Consider the following 21682-nt stretch of genomic DNA (forward strand, 5'->3'; position numbering starts at 1 on the left):
TTTTTGTTTATAATAAAAGCGAAGATCTTTGTTGTCTTAGTTAAACAATACGGCCGATATTCTTAAAATTAGGTTAATTTTTTGGAGCTATTTATTTTTTTATGATGAAAAAGAGGGATTCTAAGCAGAAAAAATGAAAATATTTCGATATAAAATCTTGATAGAATATGATGGGTGCCGGTTTCATGGTTGGCAACGACAGGATGGTGTTAAAACCGTCCAGGCCAGTATTGAGGATGCGCTTTGTAAAATGGTGAAGCACGAAACCTTGGTGGAGGGGGCCGGCCGAACGGACGCAGGGGTCCATGCAACGGGCCAGGTTGGGCATTTTGATCTTTTGAAATTTTATGACTGCTGTCGGTTGCTTCAGGGGATGAATCATTACCTAAGGAATAGCGGCGTTGTTATTGTGGATGTTAAGGAGGTGCCCCTCTTTTTTCATGCCCGTTTTTCAGCAATCAACAGAACATACAATTATTGCATAGCAAACAGGCAGGCCCCATTAGCATTAGATCACGATCGGGCATGGCATGTGATGCTTCCTTTGGATGTTGCCCTCATGAGAGAGGCCGCGCAGATTTTTGTTGGGCATCATGATTTTAGCGCGTTTCGAGCCTCCGCCTGTCAAAGCAAAACCCCACACAAAACAGTGACGCGTTTTGATATTGAGACAGCGGAAGATGGCCAAAAAATTAAGGCCATTATTGAGGCACGCTCCTTTCTTCATAATCAGGTCAGGATTATGATGGGAACGCTAAAACTTGTTGGCCGGGGGAAGCTGACACCAAGCGATCTAAAAACAATTCTTGAAACGGGAGATCGGACTCTGGCTGGTCCAACGGCACCTCCTCATGGTTTATATTTGGTTGACGTCGGATACAAGACAGGATCCAATATAGACATAACCCAAGAAGGAATTCATGTATGAAGATAAAAAGTTTTTGGCTGGGGGTCATTATCGCCATCGTAATGACCATTTTGTATCAGACCCTGTCCGTTATCATCCATTCTTTTCAAGACAATGAAATGGAAGAAATGATCACATTGTTGGATATTAATTATATTCCGGCATTGCCGACCGAGGGGGTCCCGACTTTTGAATTTAACCTATATCCCCCAAATGCACGCGGGGAATCTGATCGTCAATCCAAAAAACTGTCAGATTTCAAGGGGAAACCCGTCATTCTGCATTTTTGGGCGCCATGGTGCCCCCCATGTGTTTCAGAACTTCCTGAGTATGATAATTTTGCAAAGGGCAAAAAAGTCATCGATCTTTCAGTCGTATTCGATGGATCATTGTACCAAAAGGTAAGCGCATTTTATGAAAAACATTCCATTAAGAATCTGACGACTGTGATTGACGAGAAAGGAAAGCTTGCGCGCGCAATGAAGATTGAGTCCACTCCGACAACGATATTTATCGACAAAAATGGAAAAGAGGTTGGCCGAATAGCGGATGCAATTAATTGGAAAAGCAAGGCTGTTGTTAATCTTTTGTTAGCACAAATGCTGTAGGCTTTTATACATGGGTTATTAATAAAGGATTATTACAATGGCAAATTATAAAAACACATCCCAGCGGTTTGGTTACGTCGCTCAGTTTTTTCATTGGTTTGTTTCTGTTTCAATCATTGGAATGCTGGTCGTTGGTTTTTCGATGGCTGATATGCCTGTCTCTCCGGCTAAATGGCAAATTTATACGCTCCATAAATCTTTTGGACTCGTATTGGCATTTGTTATCACAGCCCGGTTGGTTTGGCGATGGATAAACATTGTCCCAGAGGTACAAGGAAAAGGTTTGCTCAAAATACTAGCTAAGGCCAGCGTCTATGTTCTGTATGGATTGATGTTTACCATGATTATTAGCGGATTTGTTATGTCCGAAGCTGGTGGGTATCCTATTCAATTCTTTGGCATAGCGAACGTTCCCATGATTCTTGCCAAGAATGATGTTCTTTCTCATCTTGCCAAGGAAATCCATGAAATTACGGCTTCTTGTTTTGTTGTGATATTGGTAACACATGTCGCTGCTGCTTTTTATCATCATTTTATTCTAAAAGATTCGGTTCTTTTGCGAATGTTACCGGAAAAAAAATAACGCACGAACATGTGAATTTCTTTGCTGGATTGCTTCGCCCTTTCGCTTCGCTTTTAGGGGCTCGCAAAGACGTCTTTGTGATGAGGGTGAAACCCAATGAGCAATCCAAAGAATATGCTAAAACCCATGAAGATTTGTTGAAAGTAGTATAAGTTGGAATTTGAACGCTGTGACTGCAAAAAGCGACAACAATGGATGCAATGGCAACCGCAAAAGGAACCCAATAAATGACCGAAGAGATAACCGTTGAACTAAGAAGGCTGATCAATCTAGATCGAATTAGTCGGTCCGATAAACCTTATTCCATCAAAACAACAGAAGGGGAGCGTGAGGCCCTGGCCCAACGATTTGGCCTTGTTGCAATTCACACCCTCAGCGCAAGTTACACAATCAGCCCATCTTCCAACAGTCGCAAAGGATACATGGTGTTGGGCAGCCTGTCTGCGAAGGTTGTCCAAAGCTGTATTCGAACCTTGGTCGATGTTCCTGAAAAAATTGATATCAAATTTTCTATTTTGGTTGTGGATCAAAAGCATGAAACGCTTAACCCCTTTGATCCGGAACATGACGAAGATTACGAATACAGTGCCGAGGGGGAAATTGACCTGGGCGAAGTCACCGCCCAATACCTGTCCCTTAATCTGAACCCATTTCCACAGAAAACCTCATCAGAACTTAGTAAGTCAAGTGTCGAAAATGCTCCAACGCAAACCAAGAAAAATCCATTTGCTGTCTTGGAGACATTAAAATCGTCATGACGCTTCGCTTTACAAAGGCCTGTGCCTTGGGTAATGACTTTGTCATTCTGCCCCTGGATCAATTAGAAAAAGAGTGTGATTTACAAAGTCTTAGCATTTTTCTGGCAGGCCGGCGTTACGGCGTTGGATGTGATCAAGTCATTTATGCAGCACCAACAAAAATTCCGAACACGTTCCAAATTCGTTTTTTTAACGCGGACGGATCAGAGGCTGAATCCTGCGGCAATGGAACGCGGTGCGTTGCAAAACTTTTGATGGAACAAGAAGGTTCCAAAGTGATTTCTTTGCAAACTCTGGGGGGGACCATTTTCTGCAAGGCAGAAGCCGGCGGCCTAATTTCGGTTGAATTTCCAGCCCCCCAAATTGTTCTGCCCGTTTCTTTGGACAGCTATCCCGAATTATCGGCATTGCCATCTGTTTTTGTGCAGATTGGCAATCCCCACCTTGTTTGTTTTGTCACAGGGCAGCCGGATATAAAGACACTCGGGCCATTGCTAGAAACCCATCTGCACAAATTAGATAAAAAATTCCCAAAAAATGTTAACGTCGGTTTTGCCACTATTATCGATACGCTTACTATCCAATTAACCGTCTGGGAACGGGGATCCGGTCTTACTCCCGCCTGTGGTACGGGCGCATGCGCAGCCGTCATTGCCGCGTCATTTTGCAATTTGGTAACAAGGCAACAACCTGTGACCGTCATGCAGGCGGGCGGCAATCTTAGTGTAGAATGGGGCGGTGGAGCCGTCCAGCTTTGTGGGGAGGCTAACAGTATTTTCAAGGGCACAATCGGGATCCAGATCGCTTAGCCGTTGTTATGCCATTTTCAATAAACCTTCATGAGTTCGGGACGCTTTCTGGATTGCTTTGTTGAGCTGCGCCCTCCGCGCAATGACGTCGTCATGGCGAGCCGACGAAGACGGCGTGGCCATCCAGGAAACTCACTAATCTTTTTTGAAAATGGCATTGCTTCCCAATCTGATGACTTCCCATTCCAAGGAAACCCCCGTCACATCCAAAACGCGACTTCGGACGGTTTCCCCCAGGGTTTCGATATCTGCAGCGGTTGCATTCCCCAGGTTCAGCAAAAAGTTACAGTGTTTTTCGGATATCTGGGCACCCCCTAGGGTCAAACCACGACATCCTGCCTGATCAATCAATTCCCATGCTTTTTTCTGGCCGCCGTTGTGATCCCCAGGATTCTTGAATGTGCTTCCGCCTGTTCGACCGCGCGTGGGTTGGGTTTCCTCGCGTTTTTGCAGAAAATCATTAACAAGTCGCAGGATTTCATCCTTCGGTTTTCTTGCACCACGAAAGGCCGCCCGAATCACAATGGAACGATCGGGCAGATTTCCATGACGATATCCCATCGGGATTTCTGCAGCAGACACTCTGTGGATCGCCCCCTGTTCATCCATAATTTCTGCCCATTCTAAAATATCCTTAATTTCTGTACCGTAAGCCCCCGCATTCATGGCGACTGCCCCACCGATGGTTCCGGGGATGCTTACCAAGAATTCCAATCCCCCCAAGGATTTTTCCATACACTGCATCGCCAGCGTGCGGTCAAGGCATCCAGCCCCCGCGATAACGACGTCTCCATCAAACTCAATGGCAGAAAATGCACCGCCCAAACGAATGACAAAACCGCGTATGCCACCATCCCGAACCAGGATATTGGAACCTGCCCCTATACAAAAAACCGGTAAATCAGCGGGTTTGTTTTTTAAAAAACACGACAAATCATCCACGGATTGCGGTTTATAAAAAAAGTCCGCAGGGCCACCAACCTGAAACCATGTCACTTTAGCAAGTGGATAATTCAATAAATATTGATCACGTATCATAAGGGCCCCAATTCTTTCAGCGCATCCTCTATCATCAAAAAATCACGCCATACCAACGCCTTTTGCCCAGGAGAGCGCATAAGATAAGCCGGATGAAATGTGGCGATCGTTTTAATGCCGGGGCTGTCCGGTGTCGGGTGATAGGTATGCCATTCCCCACGCAGTTGGGCAATACCCTTTGTGGCAGATAACAACGTCTTTGCCGCGACCCCGCCCAGCAGGACCAAAATCTTTGGGTTGATCAGCTCGATATGTTTTTCAATAAAGGGTTGGCACAATGCGATTTCGCCCGTTGTTGGGGGGCGATTGCCCGGGGGGCGCCACGGAACAATATTGCTGATGTAAATTTTGGTGCGGTCAAGATTAATGGACGCAAAAATTTTATCTAACAATTGCCCGCATTGCCCAACAAATGGCTTGCCTTGCTTGTCCTCATCTGCGCCTGGAGCCTCGCCCACGAACATAATCTTTGCCTGTGGATTGCCATCGGAAAACACTAAATTCATCGCTGTTTCTTTTAGGCCGCAACCAGAAAAATCAGCCATGGCGCTTTTTAGCTCCTCTAAAGACTGACAAGATCGTGCCGGATGATCGGTTAAGGACGATATCCTTGGTATAATTTTCGGAACCACCGCTTGAGATGATTCGGGTTTTTTTTCTGCTTTGGCAAAACGATTCTGTGGCGTGGGAAATGTTGCGACATCCACCCCATTTTCATGGTACCACTGCAATACATTGATGAAATCCTCTTTTTCCATGGAGGACAGTATACATGAATCACCCAAAGTCATAAAAGGAGTTTTATGAAAAGATCGCTTGTTATTTCGGGGCACGCCACCAGCATTTCATTGGAGGCTGAATTTTGGGCAGCCCTAAAGGATATCGCCGAACAGAAAAACATGTCTATCGCGGCCCTGATTAAAGAAATTGACCTTGTTCATACGGCAGAAAAATCCAACGAAAAAACATCAAATTTGTCCAGCCGCATCCGCGTTTATATTTTGCAGCACTATATAACCTGAGTGCGATATAAGAATCCCTAAAAACCTTACCTTTTCCTGGGTAATCCTGGATTGCTTCGTCGCTCCGCTCCTCGCAACGACGTTTTTGCGCGGAGGGCGAAGCCCGACAAAGCAATCCAGAAATTGCCCCGAACTCATGAAGAGTTATTGAAAATGGTATAATACGAGTTTTTTGGTCCCTCAGATTTCCTGTTTTTGATTGACATATTGAACAAATTTGTTCAATATAAAATCTGAAAGAGGAAACATGTACACGCGCCCCATTTACACCAAGATCAAAAAACGTCTGCTGGAACCCAGGGGATTTATTCAGGTTTTGGCTGGTCCACGCCAAGTTGGGAAAACAACCTTGGCTCATCAATTAAAGGACGCCCTTCCTTTTGTCGCACAGTATGCGTCTGCCGATGAACCCACATTGCGGGATACAACATGGATAGAACAGCAATGGGAAATAGGAAGGTTACGTGCTCAGCACGCATCGGCGGTGGGAGCCCTCTTGATCTTGGATGAGGTTCAAAAAATTCCCCATTGGTCAGACATCGTCAAAAGTTTATGGGACCAAGATGCTGCTTTGGGCATTCCTCTAAGAGTCATGATTCTTGGCTCTTCTAATTTGCTTATTCAAAAAGGCTTAACTGAAAGTCTTGCTGGGCGTTTTGAGCTGATACCCATTTCCCATTGGAGTTTTGGGGAATGCCAGGATGCTTTTGGATGGACGCTTGATCAATATGTTTACTTTGGGGGATATCCTGGCGCAGCGTCATTGATTGATGATGAGGAAAGATGGTCGCAATACATCGTGAACTCTTTGATAGAAACAAGCATTTCACGCGACATTATGCTGATGACGCGGGTTCATAAGCCCGCATTGTTAAGACGCCTTTTCGAGCTTGGATGTCGGTATTCTGGTCAAATTCTATCGTATCAAAAAATGCTTGGTCAACTTCAGGATACAGGGAATGCAACAACACTGGCTCATTATCTAGACCTTTTGGAGGGTGCTGGTTTAATTGTTGGCCTGCAAAAGTTTGCTATGGAGCCTGTTCGTCAGAAGGCTTCCAGCCCAAAACTTCAAGCTCTGAATACCGCCCTGATCACAGCACAAGGAGCTATTTCCTTTAAAGAGGCGGTTGCCGACAGAGAAACCTGGGGGAGACTTGTAGAATGTGCTGTTGGTGCCCATCTTATCAATACAACAAAAGGAACAAAGATAGAAATTTCTTACTGGCGCGAAGGAAATAAAGAAGTCGATTTTGTTATGAGAAAGGGAGAGATTGTCGTTCCTGTTGAGGTGAAAAGCAGCCAAAAAAGAACGAGTCTTCCGGGTATAGAAGCTTTTTCTAAAAACTTCTCTCCAAACAAGAAAATCCTTGTGGGCGGGCAAGGAATCCCCATCGAAGAATTTCTCCAACGATCGCCAGACTATTGGATACAATCAGAGTTTGGTTTGTGAAATCAGTTTGCCCTACATCGATCCGGCCTGGCGGGTTTGTTCAAAAATCAGCCCCAGAACCTCGTGCATTTCGGCCGCAAGCTTGTACCACACAACATAGGTAACAAATACATACGCCGTTAAAAGCCCCAATATGCAAACCGTCCATACACGGGCATCTGGCAATCCCCGTCCGGGCGGGCTTAGAATTGTGTTGTTATAACATTGGTCAATCAGGTGGGGCTTGCCGGGATGGGACAATGTGGCTGGTCGGTGGTTGAGGGTTGTATAAATCTGGGCACGATATCCCTTTATTCGATCGCCTGCAGTGGTATCCCCCGTATTGGTGTCGCGATATTTCCCCCTAAACCCAAGGCTAAGGGCCATCATGTATAACGTCGCCAAATCATTTTGCCTTGGATCGTTCGCATCCAACAGGGTGTCCAATTTCTTGAAAAACAATTCACCGGCAATTTGTGTTTGAAAAATTTGAGCCTCCAGCAGAGAATTTTCCCATTGTTGTACTCCGGGCCATTTTAAATTCAAAAAAATTTCATCCGCCAACGCAGCCATAATGTATTGGGCATCTTTTGTCAGATTGGCTTTTTCCGATCCTTGGGGGGCATGGTGATTTGTATCCGATCCTTCTATTAGCTGCCGGAGCTTGATTTGAATCTCAGTCACCAAGGACACCTCTGGTATGGTGGATCGCTCTGTTTCCATGAAAACGGCATGATCGCTCATGCGCAGAGCCTTTTCCTTTTGGCGCAGAACTTCGTAATAAAAAGATTGAAAGTTTCGCAAAGTCGGGCTTGTATGTGCTGTATGTGTATTTTGGGTCATGATATTTATTCCCCACCCTTTCGAACATAAAGGGCAATTTCCGACGGGCGACGATCTGGATTGTCGGCTGGGTTGAATATGTTTACATTTTGATCGGGTTGAATAAAATCGGGATCATTCTTGATTTCAAAGATGATAATCCCGCGACTGGGCATAAGCTCATACAGGGTTTCACCCTCTAGCATCGTGCGGGCTGCCCCCGTGATGCGCTGCGTTCGTGCTTTTTCAACGGCAAAATCGGATGCGATAACAGCATCACGCATCCAGTCGGCTAACTCACTTTCGGTCATGCCTTTTGGTGCCCGAATCCCAACATACAGTTTGTCTGTCATGTAATTTTTATGAAGCCGCACATAAAACAGGCGTTCTTTTTGGGAAAAGGGAAAGATTGCAAACGAAAGCTCTATGCTGTTTAGGTACTGCATGATGATGTTAATCACAGGATAAAAACAGGCATTTAAATCATTGTGCTGGTAAACGGGCAAAACGGGCGGGATTTGTGACAACCGAAGGGGCGCCAAATACCCAACAACATCACATAGTTCTTGGTAAATGACATAGGGATGAACAGCGGTTCCGTGCACTATCATTTCAAATCCCGGCAATGCCATGACCAACGGGCGAAGCAACGCTGATGTTTCTTGTAACATGGGGGTGCCAATTTGATTCTGCCATTTTTCACACAGCGAGCTGGCTTTTTCCCGAATCTTTTGCGCAATATCCCCGCAAGCCTGCCACAGGGGATCTTTTTTTTCCAAGAAAAAACAGGGGGGCGTGTACGATGATTTTGCAAAGGATTCATCAACAAAAGAAACTTTTAGCAACGGAAACGCCCAACAACGCGATGGGGGGGTATTACCCACGTGCAACGATAATTTCGGCAACAAACGGGGGATTTTGATACGATTATCAATCGTATTTTCATCATCAACGTCATATCCTTCTGTGGAATGAAAACGGGGGAATTCCCCAATAATCGGCGAGGAATCGGACAATCGTTCCGGCATGGCCAAATAGATGGTCAGTTCTTCGTTTGGGGTGCTGGGCTTATAGGGCCTAAGGTCAATTTCCAGTGGCGGGATTTCCGTCATGTTTGCTGAGTAATGAATGATCAACGCATCGGGCATAACAGCCTCAAGATCTAAAATGCGGACCAATCCATCGGGCAAGACGATAGGGTCAAACTTGACCGACTTAATGCCCCAATGACAATTGGATGTCAGTTTGAATTGATGTGTTAATATTTGGTAATTCCTAAGGTCAGATTGCTGAAAATGCTGCGGGGACAGCATCATCCCTTCGTGCCATTGGATTTGTGGGGTAATGGGAAGAAGTTCTTTTATGCTCATACAATCTTTATCCTTGGACGAAAACATCATTTATCTTGGATATATACCCCTTCCCGATCATTTTCCTCACACGTCATCCCGCGACTTGATCGCGGGATCCACATGGGCCCCTTGGTCAAGCCACGGGGTGACGGGAGGGTTGTTCGGCGGGAAATTATCTGAATTAAATATACCAGAATTTTTAGGTTAATTTTAGATTAAAAATTTTGCGTAGGAGCAAAAGGCCCAAGGGGTCCATCAAAAACCCTTGCGCAAAAAATGGCTCTGGAATTACACTTAACGTAAGGAAAGCCCAGAAACCCCTATACAGCAAGGCGCATCATATGACATTAGCACCGATTGAAATTATCGAACACGCGATTGGCCTGGTTCGGTTGAGCCAGCCAGATCGTTTAAATGTTCTATCAAGGCAGTTGATTGTTGATTTGAATGTGTCCCTGGATTCGTTAGAAAAAAATCCCGATATTAAATGCATCATTTTAACCGGGGATGGAAAAGCATTTTGTGCGGGTGCCGACCTGCAAGAACTGCAATCCGAAACCGCAGATTCGCTGTTGGCGGACGATTTTATCGAACCCTGGCAACGCTTGGCGGCCTGTGAAAAACCCGTGATTGCTGCCATCAATGGGGCGGCCGTCGGGGGAGGGTGCGAATTGGCGTTAATGGCCGACATGATTGTGGCATCAGACAAGGCTTGCTTTGGGCAACCGGAAATTATGCTGGGCCTTATTCCCGGGGGCGGTGGAACACAAAGGCTGCCCCGCGTTATTGGAAAAGCCAAAAGCATGGAACTTTGCTTAACGGGCAAAATAATCAGCGCCCAAGATGCGCTATCTTATGGTTTGGTTAACTATGTTGTGGCGGGGGACGCGCTGTTACCAACGGCCATCGGAATCGCACAAAAAATTGTCTGTCACCCCTTGCCCACCATTAAATACATCAAGCAAGCCATTAAAAACAGCGAAGACATGCCCTTGCAACAGGGATTGGATTTCGAGCGAAAGCTTTTCCAGATTGATTTTTCCCTGGATGCCGCCAAGGATGGCATTGATGCTTTTTTGCACAAACGCCATCCGTCTAAATAGGGCTGAGTATTTTAATCCATCCGTTATTTCTCTGTCGTTGTCAGCTTATTGAGGGCAATCGCCAAAAACACAGCAATCAGGTGGGCGGCGGCAAATAGCCACAATTGTTGCAAAGCCCACCCCTTATGGATAATGGCAACACCAAAGCTTCTGGCAAGATTGACCGATGTGTTGGTGATGGGGATGCTGACAATATGTATAACAATTAATGTGTTACTGATAATGAGGCCGGAAAGCCGGGGGTCAAATTTGGCTTTTGCGGTTGATAAAACGGCAAACAGCAACACTGTTGTCATTAAAACTTCCGTTAGAAAGCCAGCACGAATGCTGTAACCATGCGGTGAATGTTCCCCAAGGCCCGTTAAAGCAAACCCCTTTGTTATGTCAAATCCAGTCATTCCGGATGCAATGAAATACAATATGGCCCCCGCAAGTGCAGCCCCCAGCAATTGGGAAACCATGTATCCAACAACCTGTGAACCGGGAAATTTGCGCGCCAAAAACAAACACAACGTTACGGCTGGGTTGACGTGGGCGCCAGATATTGGCCCCAACGTATAGATGACAATCATCAGGGCCAATCCAAATGAAAATGCAACACCAATGATTCCGATATAGGGTCCGGCAAGTATAGCACTCCCGCAACCAAAAAACACCAACATGCAGGTTCCAATGAATTCTGCCATGTATTTAGTAGAAACTTTATCTGACATACTGTTTTCCTTTAATGTTAAAATGATCTCATATCTCAAGAGTACGCCCCGTTTGTTAATAAAGCGTTTATTTTAAAAATTAGTTTTCTTTACGATTAATTAACGATTTTTTGCCAACAATATCAAATAAGTACAAGGTGGTGATTTTTAGATTATGCAAATGAGTGTTCTGTTTTTATTTTTTGTTTCTGTGTTGACTGGGGTCGCTATGGCTTCCGAAGAAGGCGATCATAGATATAGTCATTTTCCAAGGCAGTCAAGGGGTATCCCTGTGCCTTTGGTTCTTGATAATCATCATGCTAAAAGCGCGGAAACTATCCCCGGCGGCAATCCAATCCATCACCGAACAAAAAGCTTTCGTCAGTTGGTGCCGTTGGGAAAACCATTGCCCACAATTAAAGAAGACCAAGAGGCAGAGCGACGCAGGTCATTGAGTCTATCCAGTCAGCCGGCAACAGCCTTTGTGACGATCGATTTGAATCCTCCTGTTGCGCAAACGCAGCCACCCTTGTCCCCCGCCAGAAAACCATTTCATTTTTGGGATTTCATTACGTGCGCTCATTGTGATGATTTTGAGGATGATGATTTTTAGCGCAAACCACCAAAAGCTTCGATTCCGTTTGAACTCGTGCGGGATGTGCTGTACGATCCGATAAAAACAGGAACAGGGAATTATATGGTGTTACAGCCCGTCCGTGGCACGCGTGATCTTTTGGATCAGGAATTAGCAAACCATAAGCACATCATTAAAACAGCGGAATCCATTGCGGCGACTTATGGATACAAACCCATTGAAACGCCGATTTTTGAATACACGTCTGTTTTCCAGAGAACCCTGGGGGATACATCCGATATCGTTGGCAAGGAAATGTATACATTTAGTGATCGCGGGGGGGATTCTGTCACCCTAAGGCCCGAGGGGACTGCGCCTGTTGTGCGTGCCATGATGACCCAGGGTTTGACCCAAATATTACCGCAAAAGCGGATTTATTCCGGCCCTATGTTTCGATACGAACGCCCACAAAAGGGGCGCTATCGTCAATTTCATCAGCTGGGCGTTGAGTATTTGGGGGCATCGAACCCCTTTGCCGATGTTGAATGCATTGCTTTGGCGGACCATATTTTGAAATTCCTTGGCATCCACAGCTGCACCCTGTATGTAAATACGTTGGGCGATTTGGAAAGTCGATCTGTTTATCGTCAGGCTTTGGTTGATTATTTCGCGCCGTACCGGGATGACCTGTCGGAGGATAGCAAGATTCGCCTGGATCGTAACCCTTTGCGTATTTTGGATTCTAAAAACCCAGATGACCAAAAGATTTGCCAGGGCGCGCCACAATTCGATGACTATATGAATGCAACGTCGCGGGATTTCTTTGTCACTGTTTGCGATGGGCTGGCCGCCGTGGGTATTGAATTTACGCGTGATCCCCATCTGGTTAGGGGGTTGGATTATTATTGTCACACAGCGTTTGAATTTAAAACGACGGCTCTTGGGGCCCAAGATGCGATTCTGGCTGGTGGACGATATGATGGATTGATGGAGCAAATGGGTGGCCCCGCGATGCCCGGTATTGGTTGGGCATTGGGGATTGATCGGTTGGCCCTGTTATTGCCACAACAGGAGGACAAGCCCCCATTTAAGGTTGCCGTGATTCCGGTTGGTGATGATGATTACACTCATTCTCTTGTTCTGGCTCAAAATCTGCGTCATAATTCCGTCACAGTCGAAATCATTTTTTCTGGCGCCAATATTGGCAAACGGTTGAAACAAGCCGACAAAAATGGCTGTACGGTCGCGATCCTTTTGGGGGCGGACGAAGTAGCATCCAACACGGTTAAAGTCCGCGACCTAAGGGGGGCTACGGCACCCGAGATGAAGGAACGGACAGTCGATCGGCGTGATTTAACGCAATTTTTAAAAGCTGAACAATTATCCTGAGTATTTCATATGTCATTAGACCGAAAACTAGACCGACTTCTTGAGCATCACAACGAACTCAGTGCCGCATTGGCCGTCCACACGATGGCGGATCCGTCAGATTTTGCGCGCCTGTCAAAGGAATATTCGGATCTAACGGATATAGCGGATGCGATTCGGACGTTACGCAAACAACAGCAAGATTTACGAGAAGCCGTGGCATTAATGAATGATGCGACGCTTGATCCCGAAATGAAAGAATTGGCGCATTTGGAATGGGAATCGCTAAAGGATGGGATCCCTCAGATGGAACAAAATATCCGCATTCGATTGCTGCCAAAAGACGTAGACGATGAACGAAGCGCCATTTTGGAAGTTAGGGCCGGAACGGGTGGCGAAGAAGCGGGCTTGTTTGCTGCCAGTTTGTTACGGATGTATCAACGGTATGCAGCAATCAAGGGCTGGAAGTTCGAGCTTTTGAATTGTGCGGACACGGGGCTCGGGGCCATTCGTGAGGCCAGCGCATCAATAACCGGCAAGGGGGTCTTTGCGCGATTAAAATATGAATCCGGCGTGCATCGCGTCCAGCGTGTTCCCGAAACGGAATCCAGCGGTCGTATTCACACATCGGCTGCAACCGTAGCTGTCCTGCCAGAGGCCGAAGAAGTTGACGTTGTAATCGAAGAAAAAGATCTGCAGATCGATGTGTATCGTGCATCGGGTGCCGGCGGGCAGCACGTTAACACAACGGATAGCGCAGTCCGCATTACCCATATCCCAACAGGCACGGTTGTTTGTCAGCAGGACGAGCGGTCTCAACATAAAAACCGCGCCAAAGCGATGAAGATTTTGCGGTCCCGTATTTACGAGGCAGAGCGCATGCGCCAGGATGCCGAACGCGCCGCCAATCGTAAAAATCAGGTTGGAAGCGGTGATCGGTCAGAACGTATTCGAACCTATAACTTTCCCCAGGGGCGTGTCAGCGATCATCGGATCAATCTGACGCTGTACAAGATTGCCCAGAGCATGGAGGGGGAAGCCCTGGACGAGATGATCAATGCCCTGATTTCCGAAGATCAAGCGGCAAAATTGGCCGAGGAAGACGTATAAAAATGGGGCTGGCGCTAATTGCTGGTGGGGGTGACCTGCCCAAAGAAATTATGCGGGCGTGTTGTCAGCAAGGTATCCCCCTGTTTGTGATTGGGTTCGAGGGACAGACGGATCTTGGTATCGATAACGGTGCCACCTTTCCGCTTGGGGCAATCGGCAAAGTTGTCGAGGCCCTAAAAAATAACGCGATCGAAAAAATCGTATTCGCTGGTCATTTTAGGCGCCCATCCTGGTCAGAAATGCAGTTGGATTGGCTGGGGGCAAAATGGTTAAAAACCCTTGGGTGGCGTGCATTTAAAGGGGATGATGATCTGTTGACGGGGATTTTGGATCTTTTGCAAAAGGAGGGGTTCGCCATCGTCAAACCATCTGACATTTTGCAAAACCTGATGGCGCCAACGGGGGTTCTGACGCATATGTCGCCAACCGAATCGGATAGGCTGGATATTCAACGCGGGGTTGACGTCTTGGCAGCCCTGTCACCGGTGGATGTGGGGCAGGCGGTCATTGTGCAGCAGGGACTGGTCCTGGGTATCGAGGGGGTCGAGGGGACGGCCGAGCTGATCAAGCGGTGTGGTATCCTGAAACGTGCTGGGGGTGGCGGTGTGTTGGTGAAGCTGGCAAAAGTTCAACAAAACCAGTCCATAGATTTGCCAACCATTGGGATGCAAACTGTTCAATCAATCCAAGCCGCTGGGCTTCGGGGAATCGCGATCAGTGCCACAAGCACCCAAATTATCGATCAAGGGGCGGTGGTGGAGTGTGCAAATGCTTTAGGGGTTTTTATTGTGGGAATTTCTGAATATTAATTTCATTATATAGTGTTTTTCTACGTGATCAATAGAGAGATAGATTTCTGGATGGCCACACTCTCTTCGTTCGTTCGCCATGACGTCATGGCGAGGCCCGGCGTGGCCATCCAGAAATCTATCCTGTTGTCTATTGACTTTGCAGGAAAATACTATATAGTCTTCGTGCCTTTTATGGGCGCGAACATACTCAATAGAATTATACTAACTATTATAATAAAAGAATATAGCATTCCAATCTCTATAACGTTGGCCATTTTGCATCCAACAAAACACAATACAAGGCCCAGTCCTTTGTTTAGGTTGGGAATCTTTTCCATAGAGTTCCCTAAGAAAAAATACATCGATCGCAAGCCCAAAATAGCAAATACATTAGATGTATAAACAATGAATGGGTCTTGCGTGATCGCCAAAATAGCCCCTATAGAATCAACCGCAAAGATGAGATCGGAAAATTCCACAAGGAGCAATGATGCAAAAAGCGGTGTCATCCTTCTTTTATTGGTTTTTTTATCGTAAGCCCAAAAACGCTTACCATGAAGATGGTCCGTCATAAATGTATATTTGTGAATTAATTTCCACATTTTTGTTTTTTCAATACAATTCCCCTCTTTTGGTGATAAAAACGCTTTAATCCCAAAGAGAATAAGAACCACTCCAAAGACAAACATAAGAAAGTGAAATTTCTGCAAAAGCACAATGCCGCCCCATATCATGGCCCCGCGCATTATGAGTGCCCCTATGATGCCCCAACACAGAACATGATGTTGATAATGAGGAGGCACATTAAATGCCGAAAATATAAAACAAAAAACCATTAAATTATCGAGGCTGAGAGTTTTTTCAATGACGTAACTTGTAAAAAAAGCCAGGCCTTGTTCGTATCCTTGAAACCAAAAAATGCAAAAGCCAAATAATACCGCAAGGCATACCCAAATACCAGTCCACAATAAAGCTTGTTTTTGAGAGGGGGCAGGATTTTTCCTGCGAAAGATGCCAAGATCTAGAGCCAGAAGTAATAAAATAATGACATTGAACCCAATCCAAAAAGAAGTCATATATTTTTCTCCAATCAATCAAATTTAAGATAAGCCTTGCTATTATAAAGCATTCTTGCTCAGACTTTTTATTTTTCTATTTTTAAAAAGGATAAAGCAATTCCTTATTTAAATGATAGCTGATGATCAGGATTAATGATACTCAGGACCTTAAATAAATTCCCCATCTGACTTTGGCTGGTTAGCCGGGCTGCCGCCGTTCGCAACTGATAAGCCGTTTTTGGATCGGAGCGTTGGCATAAAAATTCTGTGCGTTGTTTCAAACCCAAGCCCCGTAAAAATTCCCCTTGTGTTGAAAATTGGTGAACCAGGGGCGGATCAATCAATTTGATAAGCGCGGCAAAATTAACATGATGGGACAGATCATTGTTTCCGATAGAGGTCAACACCTCTGCGCGACGATTCTGGTGCACTGCTTGCAGTGTATCCCCAAAGCGATCCCCTTTTGTGTAATCTCCGTAATCTATAATGAGGGCGCCCCCTTGATTTTGGGCAAGGCGTTGGGTGATTTCAGTCATTATGGGTTGATAGGCTGGGCAATTCTCCCGGATCGGATCTGACCCCATAAAGACAAGATTCCTAGTTGCCAATCCAATTCGCCGTTCCACCCAGTGTTGATCTGATAAACAAAACTGCTGAATCGGCAACGCATCGAAAAATTCGTTCGCAACAATAAAATGGGTCCCCACATTCGGAACATTGCTAAGCATCGTAAACCAATTAACCAGGGGATGGTCCGCCAAAGCTTGCTGTTGTTGTGCCTTTAAGTGGGGACTTGCCTCCACCAACGAAACCGTCAGCGCCCCATAAAACTGCGGGAATTGCTTGAACACACGCAGCATGTCCATCATCATTGTCCCGCGTCCGGGCCCAAGTTCGATCACTTGAACGGGAATAGGTTCGCCTAGCTGTTTCCACAAATCGATGCACCAAAGGGCGATCAATTCACCAAAGACCTGGGTCATTTCGGGGCTTGTGATAAAGTCGCCATCATGTCCCAATACGGGCCGTGTGCTGTAATAACCATGTTCCGGGTGATAAAGGGCCAATTCCATAAATCTGCTGACGGGCATTGGGCCCTGTTCGTGGATTTCCCGACGGATAAGGCTTTCAAGAATCATCGCGTGTGCGCGCCAATTCGATTAAACTTGAATTTGGGCATAAAATATGCTAAAAACATCAAAATGGCGTGGCTTATGTAATATTGTTTGTATTATATCAACATTAAGACGAACAGTGTTCTTTTTATCGATTTTTGCGAAATAAAATGTCTTATGTGGTAGCAGAGGCTTGTATTCGATGCAAGTATATGGATTGCGTCGCGGTATGCCCGGTCGATTGTTTTTACGCGGGCGAAAATATGCTGGTGATCAGTCCAGACGAATGTATTGATTGCGGCGTGTGCGAGGCTGAATGTCCAGCGAATGCAATTATGGCCGATACAAAGCCAGGTGCCGAAAAATGGCTGGAAATCAACAGGAAATATTCCGCAATTTGGCCCAACATGACACGCAAAGGTGATGCCCCAAAGGATGCCGACGACTGGCTGTCTGTTGACAATAAATACGAAACCGAATTTAGTCCCAATCCAGACAAATTAAAATAAAAAAATGTTGGGGCGGTATTGTATTTGTTCGATTGGTTCTTATGTATAAAGAGTAAGGAAAACCGGACCCTTTCTTTTCATGGTTGACGTGGGTCAATTTTTTTCTGGTGTTTATAACTCAAATTAGGGTGTTTAAATTATGACAGGTTATATGTTTGATGTTGGCGATTTTGTTGTTTATCCAGCGCATGGCGTTGGCAAACTAATGGGCAGCGAAAAGCACGAGGTAAGCGGTTTCGAAATCGAGCTGCTGGTCATCAGTTTTGAAAAAGAACGTATGACATTAAGGTTGCCCGTGGCCAAAGCATCGGCAGCAGGTCTTCGGCCGCTCAGCACAAAAGAAAGCATGTTGAAAGCTTTGGAATCCTTGGCCCTTAGGACAAAGCAAAAAAGAACGATGTGGAGCCGACGGGCCCAGGAATACGAAAACAAGATTAATTCTGGCGATCCCTGTTCCATCGCAGAAGTCATCCGTGATTTATATCGCAGCCAAAAGGAGGCTGATCAATCCTATAGTGAACGTCAAATCTATCAGGCGGCCATTGATCGGTTGGCTAGGGAATTTGCGGCTGTAGAACAAATCGATGAAATGGTTGCTGTGCAGAAAATGGAAGAAATTCTAAGGGCAGCGTAACAATCATCATGATTAGTGGCTGGGTCATACTGGACAAGCCCATCGGGTTATCGTCCACACAAGTAGGGACGATTGTGCGTCGGCTGATCGATCCAATCAAACCCAGCCGTGTGAAATTGGGGCATGTGGGGACGCTCGATCCGTTGGCATCGGGCGTTTTACCGTTGGCAATCGGCGAAGCGACAAAGCTGATTCCCTATTTCAAAACGGACACAAAGACGTACGAGTTCGAAATTGCATGGGGCGAAAAGAAAGACACTGGCGACCTCGAGGGGCAGACCGTCGCACTTTCTGATAAACGTCCGACTCATCCTGAAATCCTCTCGATCCTCCCCGGGTTCTTGGGGTCGATAGAACAAACTCCACCCGTTTATTCAGCCATAAAAATCCAGGGTAAGCGTGCCTATGACTATGCCCGTTCGGGGGTGGATGTTGAAATGCCCAAGCGAATCGTTTCGATATTTTCACTGGATCTGCTGGAAACGCCAGACGCTGACCATGCCCGTTTTCAGGTTGTTTGTGGCAAGGGTACCTATGTGCGTTCGCTTGCCCAGGATATCGCTGAAAAATTGGGCACGTTTGGGTATGTCAGTCAGCTGAAACGAACCCAAGATGGGAAATTTAAGCTGCCTGATGCGATTCCGCTGGAAAAAATTCAAGAAATGGCTCATAACAAAACCATAGAGCAGTGCATTTGGCCCATTGGGGCGGTTCTGGACGACATCCCGGCCGTTTCTGTATCCAACACTGATAGGGAAAAAATCCGTCAGGGAATGAAAATACCACTCGACGACCACGACGATGACCAAGTTATCAGTATCCTTTACGAAGGGCGCGTGCTTGCAATCGGATCGGTTCAGTCCGGGTACTTTCACCCAAAGCGGGTTTTACATATTTAAATTTTAAAGAAAGGGAACACCGATGTCGATTACACCCGAGAGAAAACAAGAACTCATTCATGAATACGCAATCAAAGAAGGGGACACAGGGTCACCCGAGGTTCAAGTTGCGATTCTCAGCGAAAGAATCCGTAATTTATCGGATCATATGTCTACCCACGCAAAAGATTTTCATTCCAGGCGTGGTCTTTTGATGATGGTCGGCGCGCGTCGTCGTTTGCTGGATTATGTCAAGGGCAAAGAAGAAACGCGTTATCAGACTCTGATTAAGCGTTTGAATATCAGACGATAAATTGGATTTTTCATCTACAGCATTTTTTATGGAAGGGAGGAGGACATTGTGCCGATCTCCCTTTTTTTGTTTAGAACAGATATTTTTTAAGGCTAACCATGACAGATTTTTTTAATACAGTAAGACAAGAAATTGACTGGGCAGGACGCCCACTAATTTTGGAAACCGGGAAAGTCGCCCGTCAGGCCGATGGTGCCGTGATGGCAACATACGGTGGCACGACCGTGCTTTGTACGGTTGTTGGCGCAAAAGAACCAAAGCCCGACATTGATTTTTTCCCCCTCAGCGTTCATTACCAAGAAAAAGCATTTGCCGTTGGCCGTATTCCCGGTGGTTTTTTCAAACGCGAAGGCAAGCCATCCGAAAAGGAAGTATTAACATCACGCTTGATTGATCGCCCGATTCGCCCGTTGTTCCCAGAGGGGTTCCGCAATGAAGTTCAGGTTATCTGTACGGTCCTAAGCTATGACCAAGAAAACAATGCCGACGTTGTGGCCATGATTGGTGCATCAGCCGCGCTCAGCATTTCGGGGATTCCATTCCTGGGGCCAGTTGGTATCGCGCGCATTGGATTTGTTGATGGGGAGTTGGTGCTGAATCCAAGGGCCATTGATATGTCAAAAAGCAGCCTTGATTTGGTTGTGGCCGGTACAGAACATGGCGTTTTGATGGTTGAATCAGAAGCACAAGAATTGTCCGAAGCAGCAATGCTAGAGGCTGTCGTTTTTGGACATCAATCGTTCCAACCCGTTATTGCCATGATTCAAGATTTCAAGAAAAAAGCCGGTAAAGCGGAATGGCATGTGGCAGAGGTGCAAGGCCTTCATGATGCTATGAAAAAACGTGTTTCCGAAATTGCCGAGGCTGATCTTAGGGATGCGTACGCCATGTCGTCGAAACAGCAACGGAATGCTGGTATTGATGCTGCTAAAGCCAGAGCCAAAGAAGCTTTGGTTGCTGAAATCCCCAGTGAAAAAATCCTGGAAGGGTTATTGGAGGATCTGCAATCAGATATCCTGCGCAACAATATTCTGGAGAAATCTCAACGAATCGATGGTCGGGCGCTGGATCAGATTCGCCCCATTGTTTGCGAGGTTGGCATTTTGCCCCGTGCACATGGTAGTGCGTTGTTTACGCGCGGCGAAACACAGGCGTTGGTCGTGACAACCCTTGGGACCGGGCACGATGAACAAACCATTGACTGCCTAGAGGGTGACTATAAAGAACGGTTTATGTTGCATTATAATTTCCCATCTTATTCCGTTGGTGAAATTGGGCGTATGTCCCCTCCTGGACGTCGTGAAATCGGCCATGGAAAATTGGCATGGCGCGCCATCCATCCGTTGATCCCTGGACGTGACAAGTTCCCCTATACCATGCGAACCGTTTCTGAAATTACGGAATCAAACGGATCATCATCCATGGCAACTGTGTGCGGAGCATCGTTGGCGTTGATGGATGCGGGCATCCCCTTGCAACGGCCAGTCGCTGGAATCGCGATGGGCCTGATCAAGGAAGACGATCGTTTTGCCGTTTTGTCCGATATTTTGGGTGATGAAGATCACTTGGGTGATATGGATTTCAAGGTTGCCGGAACCGACGTTGGTATTACGGCTTTGCAAATGGACATCAAAATCACCAGCATAACACCAGAAATCATGCGTGTTGCATTGGATCAGGCGCGCGCCGGGCGGTTCCATATTTTGCAACAGATGGCTATGGCGTTACAGGCGTCCAGACATCAAGTCAGTGATTATGCCCCACGGATTTCGCATATCAAGATCAATAAGGATAAAATCCGCGAAGTCATTGGTGCTGGCGGCAAAGTGATTCGCGAAATTTGCGAAACAACCGGGGCCAAGATTGATATTGATGATGATGGCAATGTGACTGTATCGGGCATGGATTCGAAATCCATCGATGCCGCCATTGCAACCATTACATCCATTGCCTGTGATCCAGAAATGGGCGGAATCTATACCGGCAAGGTTGTCAAAATCACCGATTTTGGTGCCTTTGTTAACTTTATGGGAAGCCGTGATGGTTTGGTTCACATAAGCGAACTGGCCGCAACCCGCGTTGCCAAGGTTAGCGATATCGTCAATGTCGGCGACCAAGTCCGTGTCAAAGTTGTCGGATTTGATGACCGCGGCAAGATCAAGCTGAGCATGAAGGCATTATTGGTGGGGGCAGAGGGCTAGGCTGA

25 protein-coding genes are annotated in these 21682 nt (G+C 46.3%); 18 read left to right on the forward strand and 7 right to left on the reverse strand.

Annotated features, from left to right (window positions below):
* Positions 1-139 precede the first annotated feature (139 nt).
* The 5 genes from truA to dapF all read left to right on the forward strand — a co-directional run bounded on the left by truA (position 140) and on the right by dapF (position 3665).
* Positions 140-928 (forward strand): tRNA pseudouridine(38-40) synthase TruA, encoded by a 789-nt coding sequence (gene truA, locus NTX76_04250; protein ID MCX7338473.1) that lies wholly within the window; start codon positions 140-142, stop codon positions 926-928.
* On the forward strand, positions 925-1515 hold the full coding sequence (locus NTX76_04255) for a TlpA disulfide reductase family protein (GenBank protein ID MCX7338474.1): 591 nt from the start codon (positions 925-927) through the stop codon (positions 1513-1515). Before truA ends, NTX76_04255 begins: the two co-directional genes overlap by 4 nt.
* Positions 1516-1552: 37 nt before the next feature.
* On the forward strand, positions 1553-2098 hold the full coding sequence (locus NTX76_04260) for a cytochrome b (GenBank protein MCX7338475.1): 546 nt from the start codon (positions 1553-1555) through the stop codon (positions 2096-2098).
* Between the two features lie 227 nt (positions 2099-2325).
* Entirely contained in the window at positions 2326-2856 is a 531-nt protein-coding gene (locus NTX76_04265) for a DUF177 domain-containing protein (protein ID MCX7338476.1), read from the forward strand.
* Positions 2853-3665, forward strand: a complete 813-nt coding sequence (gene dapF, locus NTX76_04270) for a diaminopimelate epimerase (GenBank protein ID MCX7338477.1) — start codon at positions 2853-2855, stop codon at positions 3663-3665. The genes NTX76_04265 and dapF overlap by 4 nt, the downstream gene beginning before the upstream one ends.
* A gap of 135 nt (positions 3666-3800) precedes the next feature.
* Here the strand turns inward: dapF and murB are convergent, their stop codons facing one another.
* Both murB and NTX76_04280 read right to left on the reverse strand, forming a co-directional pair.
* Positions 3801-4703, reverse strand: a complete 903-nt coding sequence (gene murB / locus NTX76_04275) for a UDP-N-acetylmuramate dehydrogenase (GenBank protein MCX7338478.1) — start codon at positions 4701-4703, stop codon at positions 3801-3803.
* Positions 4700-5461 carry a uracil-DNA glycosylase gene (locus NTX76_04280; protein MCX7338479.1) on the reverse strand — a complete coding sequence of 254 codons (762 nt, stop codon included), beginning with the start codon at positions 5459-5461 and terminating at the stop codon, positions 4700-4702. The genes murB and NTX76_04280 overlap by 4 nt, the downstream gene beginning before the upstream one ends.
* Before the next feature lie 45 nt (positions 5462-5506).
* Between NTX76_04280 and NTX76_04285 the strand changes: the two genes are divergently transcribed.
* Positions 5507-5725, forward strand: coding sequence for a ribbon-helix-helix domain-containing protein (locus NTX76_04285; protein MCX7338480.1), 219 nt, complete (start codon positions 5507-5509; stop codon positions 5723-5725).
* A gap of 247 nt (positions 5726-5972) precedes the next feature.
* On the forward strand, positions 5973-7178 hold the full coding sequence (locus NTX76_04290) for an ATP-binding protein (protein MCX7338481.1): 1206 nt from the start codon (positions 5973-5975) through the stop codon (positions 7176-7178).
* A gap of 12 nt (positions 7179-7190) precedes the next feature.
* Here the strand turns inward: NTX76_04290 and NTX76_04295 are convergent, their stop codons facing one another.
* Positions 7191-8000, reverse strand: coding sequence for a DotU family type IV/VI secretion system protein (locus NTX76_04295; GenBank protein ID MCX7338482.1), 810 nt, complete (start codon positions 7998-8000; stop codon positions 7191-7193).
* A gap of 5 nt (positions 8001-8005) precedes the next feature.
* A complete protein-coding gene (gene tssK, locus NTX76_04300; protein MCX7338483.1) occupies positions 8006-9349 on the reverse strand; it encodes a type VI secretion system baseplate subunit TssK in 1344 nt (447 codons plus the stop codon).
* On the opposite strand from tssK, the gene NTX76_04305 reads away from it, so the two are divergent.
* Together NTX76_04305 and NTX76_04310 are read left to right on the forward strand one after the other, a co-directional pair.
* The gene (locus NTX76_04305; protein ID MCX7338484.1) at positions 9342-9539 is read left to right on the forward strand and encodes a hypothetical protein; all 198 of its coding nucleotides are present in this window, start codon (positions 9342-9344) and stop codon (positions 9537-9539) included. The genes tssK and NTX76_04305 overlap by 8 nt on opposite strands.
* A 133-nt stretch (positions 9540-9672) precedes the next feature.
* Positions 9673-10434, forward strand: a complete 762-nt coding sequence (locus NTX76_04310) for an enoyl-CoA hydratase-related protein (protein MCX7338485.1) — start codon at positions 9673-9675, stop codon at positions 10432-10434.
* A 23-nt stretch (positions 10435-10457) separates the two neighbouring features.
* Here the strand turns inward: NTX76_04310 and NTX76_04315 are convergent, their stop codons facing one another.
* A complete protein-coding gene (locus NTX76_04315) occupies positions 10458-11147 on the reverse strand; it encodes an aquaporin (GenBank protein ID MCX7338486.1) in 690 nt (229 codons plus the stop codon).
* Between the two features lie 154 nt (positions 11148-11301).
* On the opposite strand from NTX76_04315, the gene NTX76_04320 reads away from it, so the two are divergent.
* The 4 genes from NTX76_04320 to lpxI all read left to right on the forward strand — a co-directional run bounded on the left by NTX76_04320 (position 11302) and on the right by lpxI (position 14987).
* The gene (locus NTX76_04320; GenBank protein ID MCX7338487.1) at positions 11302-11739 is read left to right on the forward strand and encodes a hypothetical protein; all 438 of its coding nucleotides are present in this window, start codon (positions 11302-11304) and stop codon (positions 11737-11739) included.
* A gap of 84 nt (positions 11740-11823) precedes the next feature.
* Positions 11824-13089, forward strand: coding sequence for a histidine--tRNA ligase (hisS, locus tag NTX76_04325; protein ID MCX7338488.1), 1266 nt, complete (start codon positions 11824-11826; stop codon positions 13087-13089).
* A gap of 9 nt (positions 13090-13098) precedes the next feature.
* The gene (gene prfA / locus NTX76_04330; GenBank protein MCX7338489.1) at positions 13099-14178 is read left to right on the forward strand and encodes a peptide chain release factor 1; all 1080 of its coding nucleotides are present in this window, start codon (positions 13099-13101) and stop codon (positions 14176-14178) included.
* 2 nt (positions 14179-14180) lie between these two features.
* Positions 14181-14987, forward strand: coding sequence for a UDP-2,3-diacylglucosamine diphosphatase LpxI (gene lpxI / locus NTX76_04335; protein MCX7338490.1), 807 nt, complete (start codon positions 14181-14183; stop codon positions 14985-14987).
* A gap of 152 nt (positions 14988-15139) precedes the next feature.
* Here lpxI and NTX76_04340 read toward each other — a convergent pair whose 3' ends face one another.
* Together NTX76_04340 and NTX76_04345 are read right to left on the reverse strand one after the other, a co-directional pair.
* Positions 15140-16045, reverse strand: coding sequence for a TerC/Alx family metal homeostasis membrane protein (locus NTX76_04340; GenBank protein MCX7338491.1), 906 nt, complete (start codon positions 16043-16045; stop codon positions 15140-15142).
* 104 nt (positions 16046-16149) lie between these two features.
* On the reverse strand, positions 16150-17166 hold the full coding sequence (locus tag NTX76_04345) for an SAM-dependent methyltransferase (GenBank protein MCX7338492.1): 1017 nt from the start codon (positions 17164-17166) through the stop codon (positions 16150-16152).
* A 146-nt stretch (positions 17167-17312) separates the two neighbouring features.
* Here NTX76_04345 and NTX76_04350 point away from each other — a divergent pair, with 146 nt between their 5' ends.
* From NTX76_04350 to pnp, 5 genes are all read left to right on the forward strand, one after another.
* Entirely contained in the window at positions 17313-17651 is a 339-nt protein-coding gene (locus NTX76_04350; GenBank protein ID MCX7338493.1) for a ferredoxin family protein, read from the forward strand.
* Between the two features lie 139 nt (positions 17652-17790).
* A complete protein-coding gene (locus NTX76_04355; GenBank protein MCX7338494.1) occupies positions 17791-18285 on the forward strand; it encodes a CarD family transcriptional regulator in 495 nt (164 codons plus the stop codon).
* An 8-nt stretch (positions 18286-18293) separates the two neighbouring features.
* Positions 18294-19184 carry a tRNA pseudouridine(55) synthase TruB gene (gene truB / locus NTX76_04360; GenBank protein ID MCX7338495.1) on the forward strand — a complete coding sequence of 297 codons (891 nt, stop codon included), beginning with the start codon at positions 18294-18296 and terminating at the stop codon, positions 19182-19184.
* 22 nt (positions 19185-19206) lie between these two features.
* The gene (gene rpsO, locus NTX76_04365) at positions 19207-19476 is read left to right on the forward strand and encodes a 30S ribosomal protein S15 (GenBank protein MCX7338496.1); all 270 of its coding nucleotides are present in this window, start codon (positions 19207-19209) and stop codon (positions 19474-19476) included.
* Between the two features lie 98 nt (positions 19477-19574).
* On the forward strand, positions 19575-21677 hold the full coding sequence (pnp, locus tag NTX76_04370) for a polyribonucleotide nucleotidyltransferase (GenBank protein MCX7338497.1): 2103 nt from the start codon (positions 19575-19577) through the stop codon (positions 21675-21677).
* The last annotated feature ends 5 nt before the right edge of the window (positions 21678-21682 follow it).

It is taken from the genome of Alphaproteobacteria bacterium (assembly GCA_026400645.1).
GTDB lineage: Bacteria > Pseudomonadota > Alphaproteobacteria > Paracaedibacterales > CAIULA01 > JAPLOP01.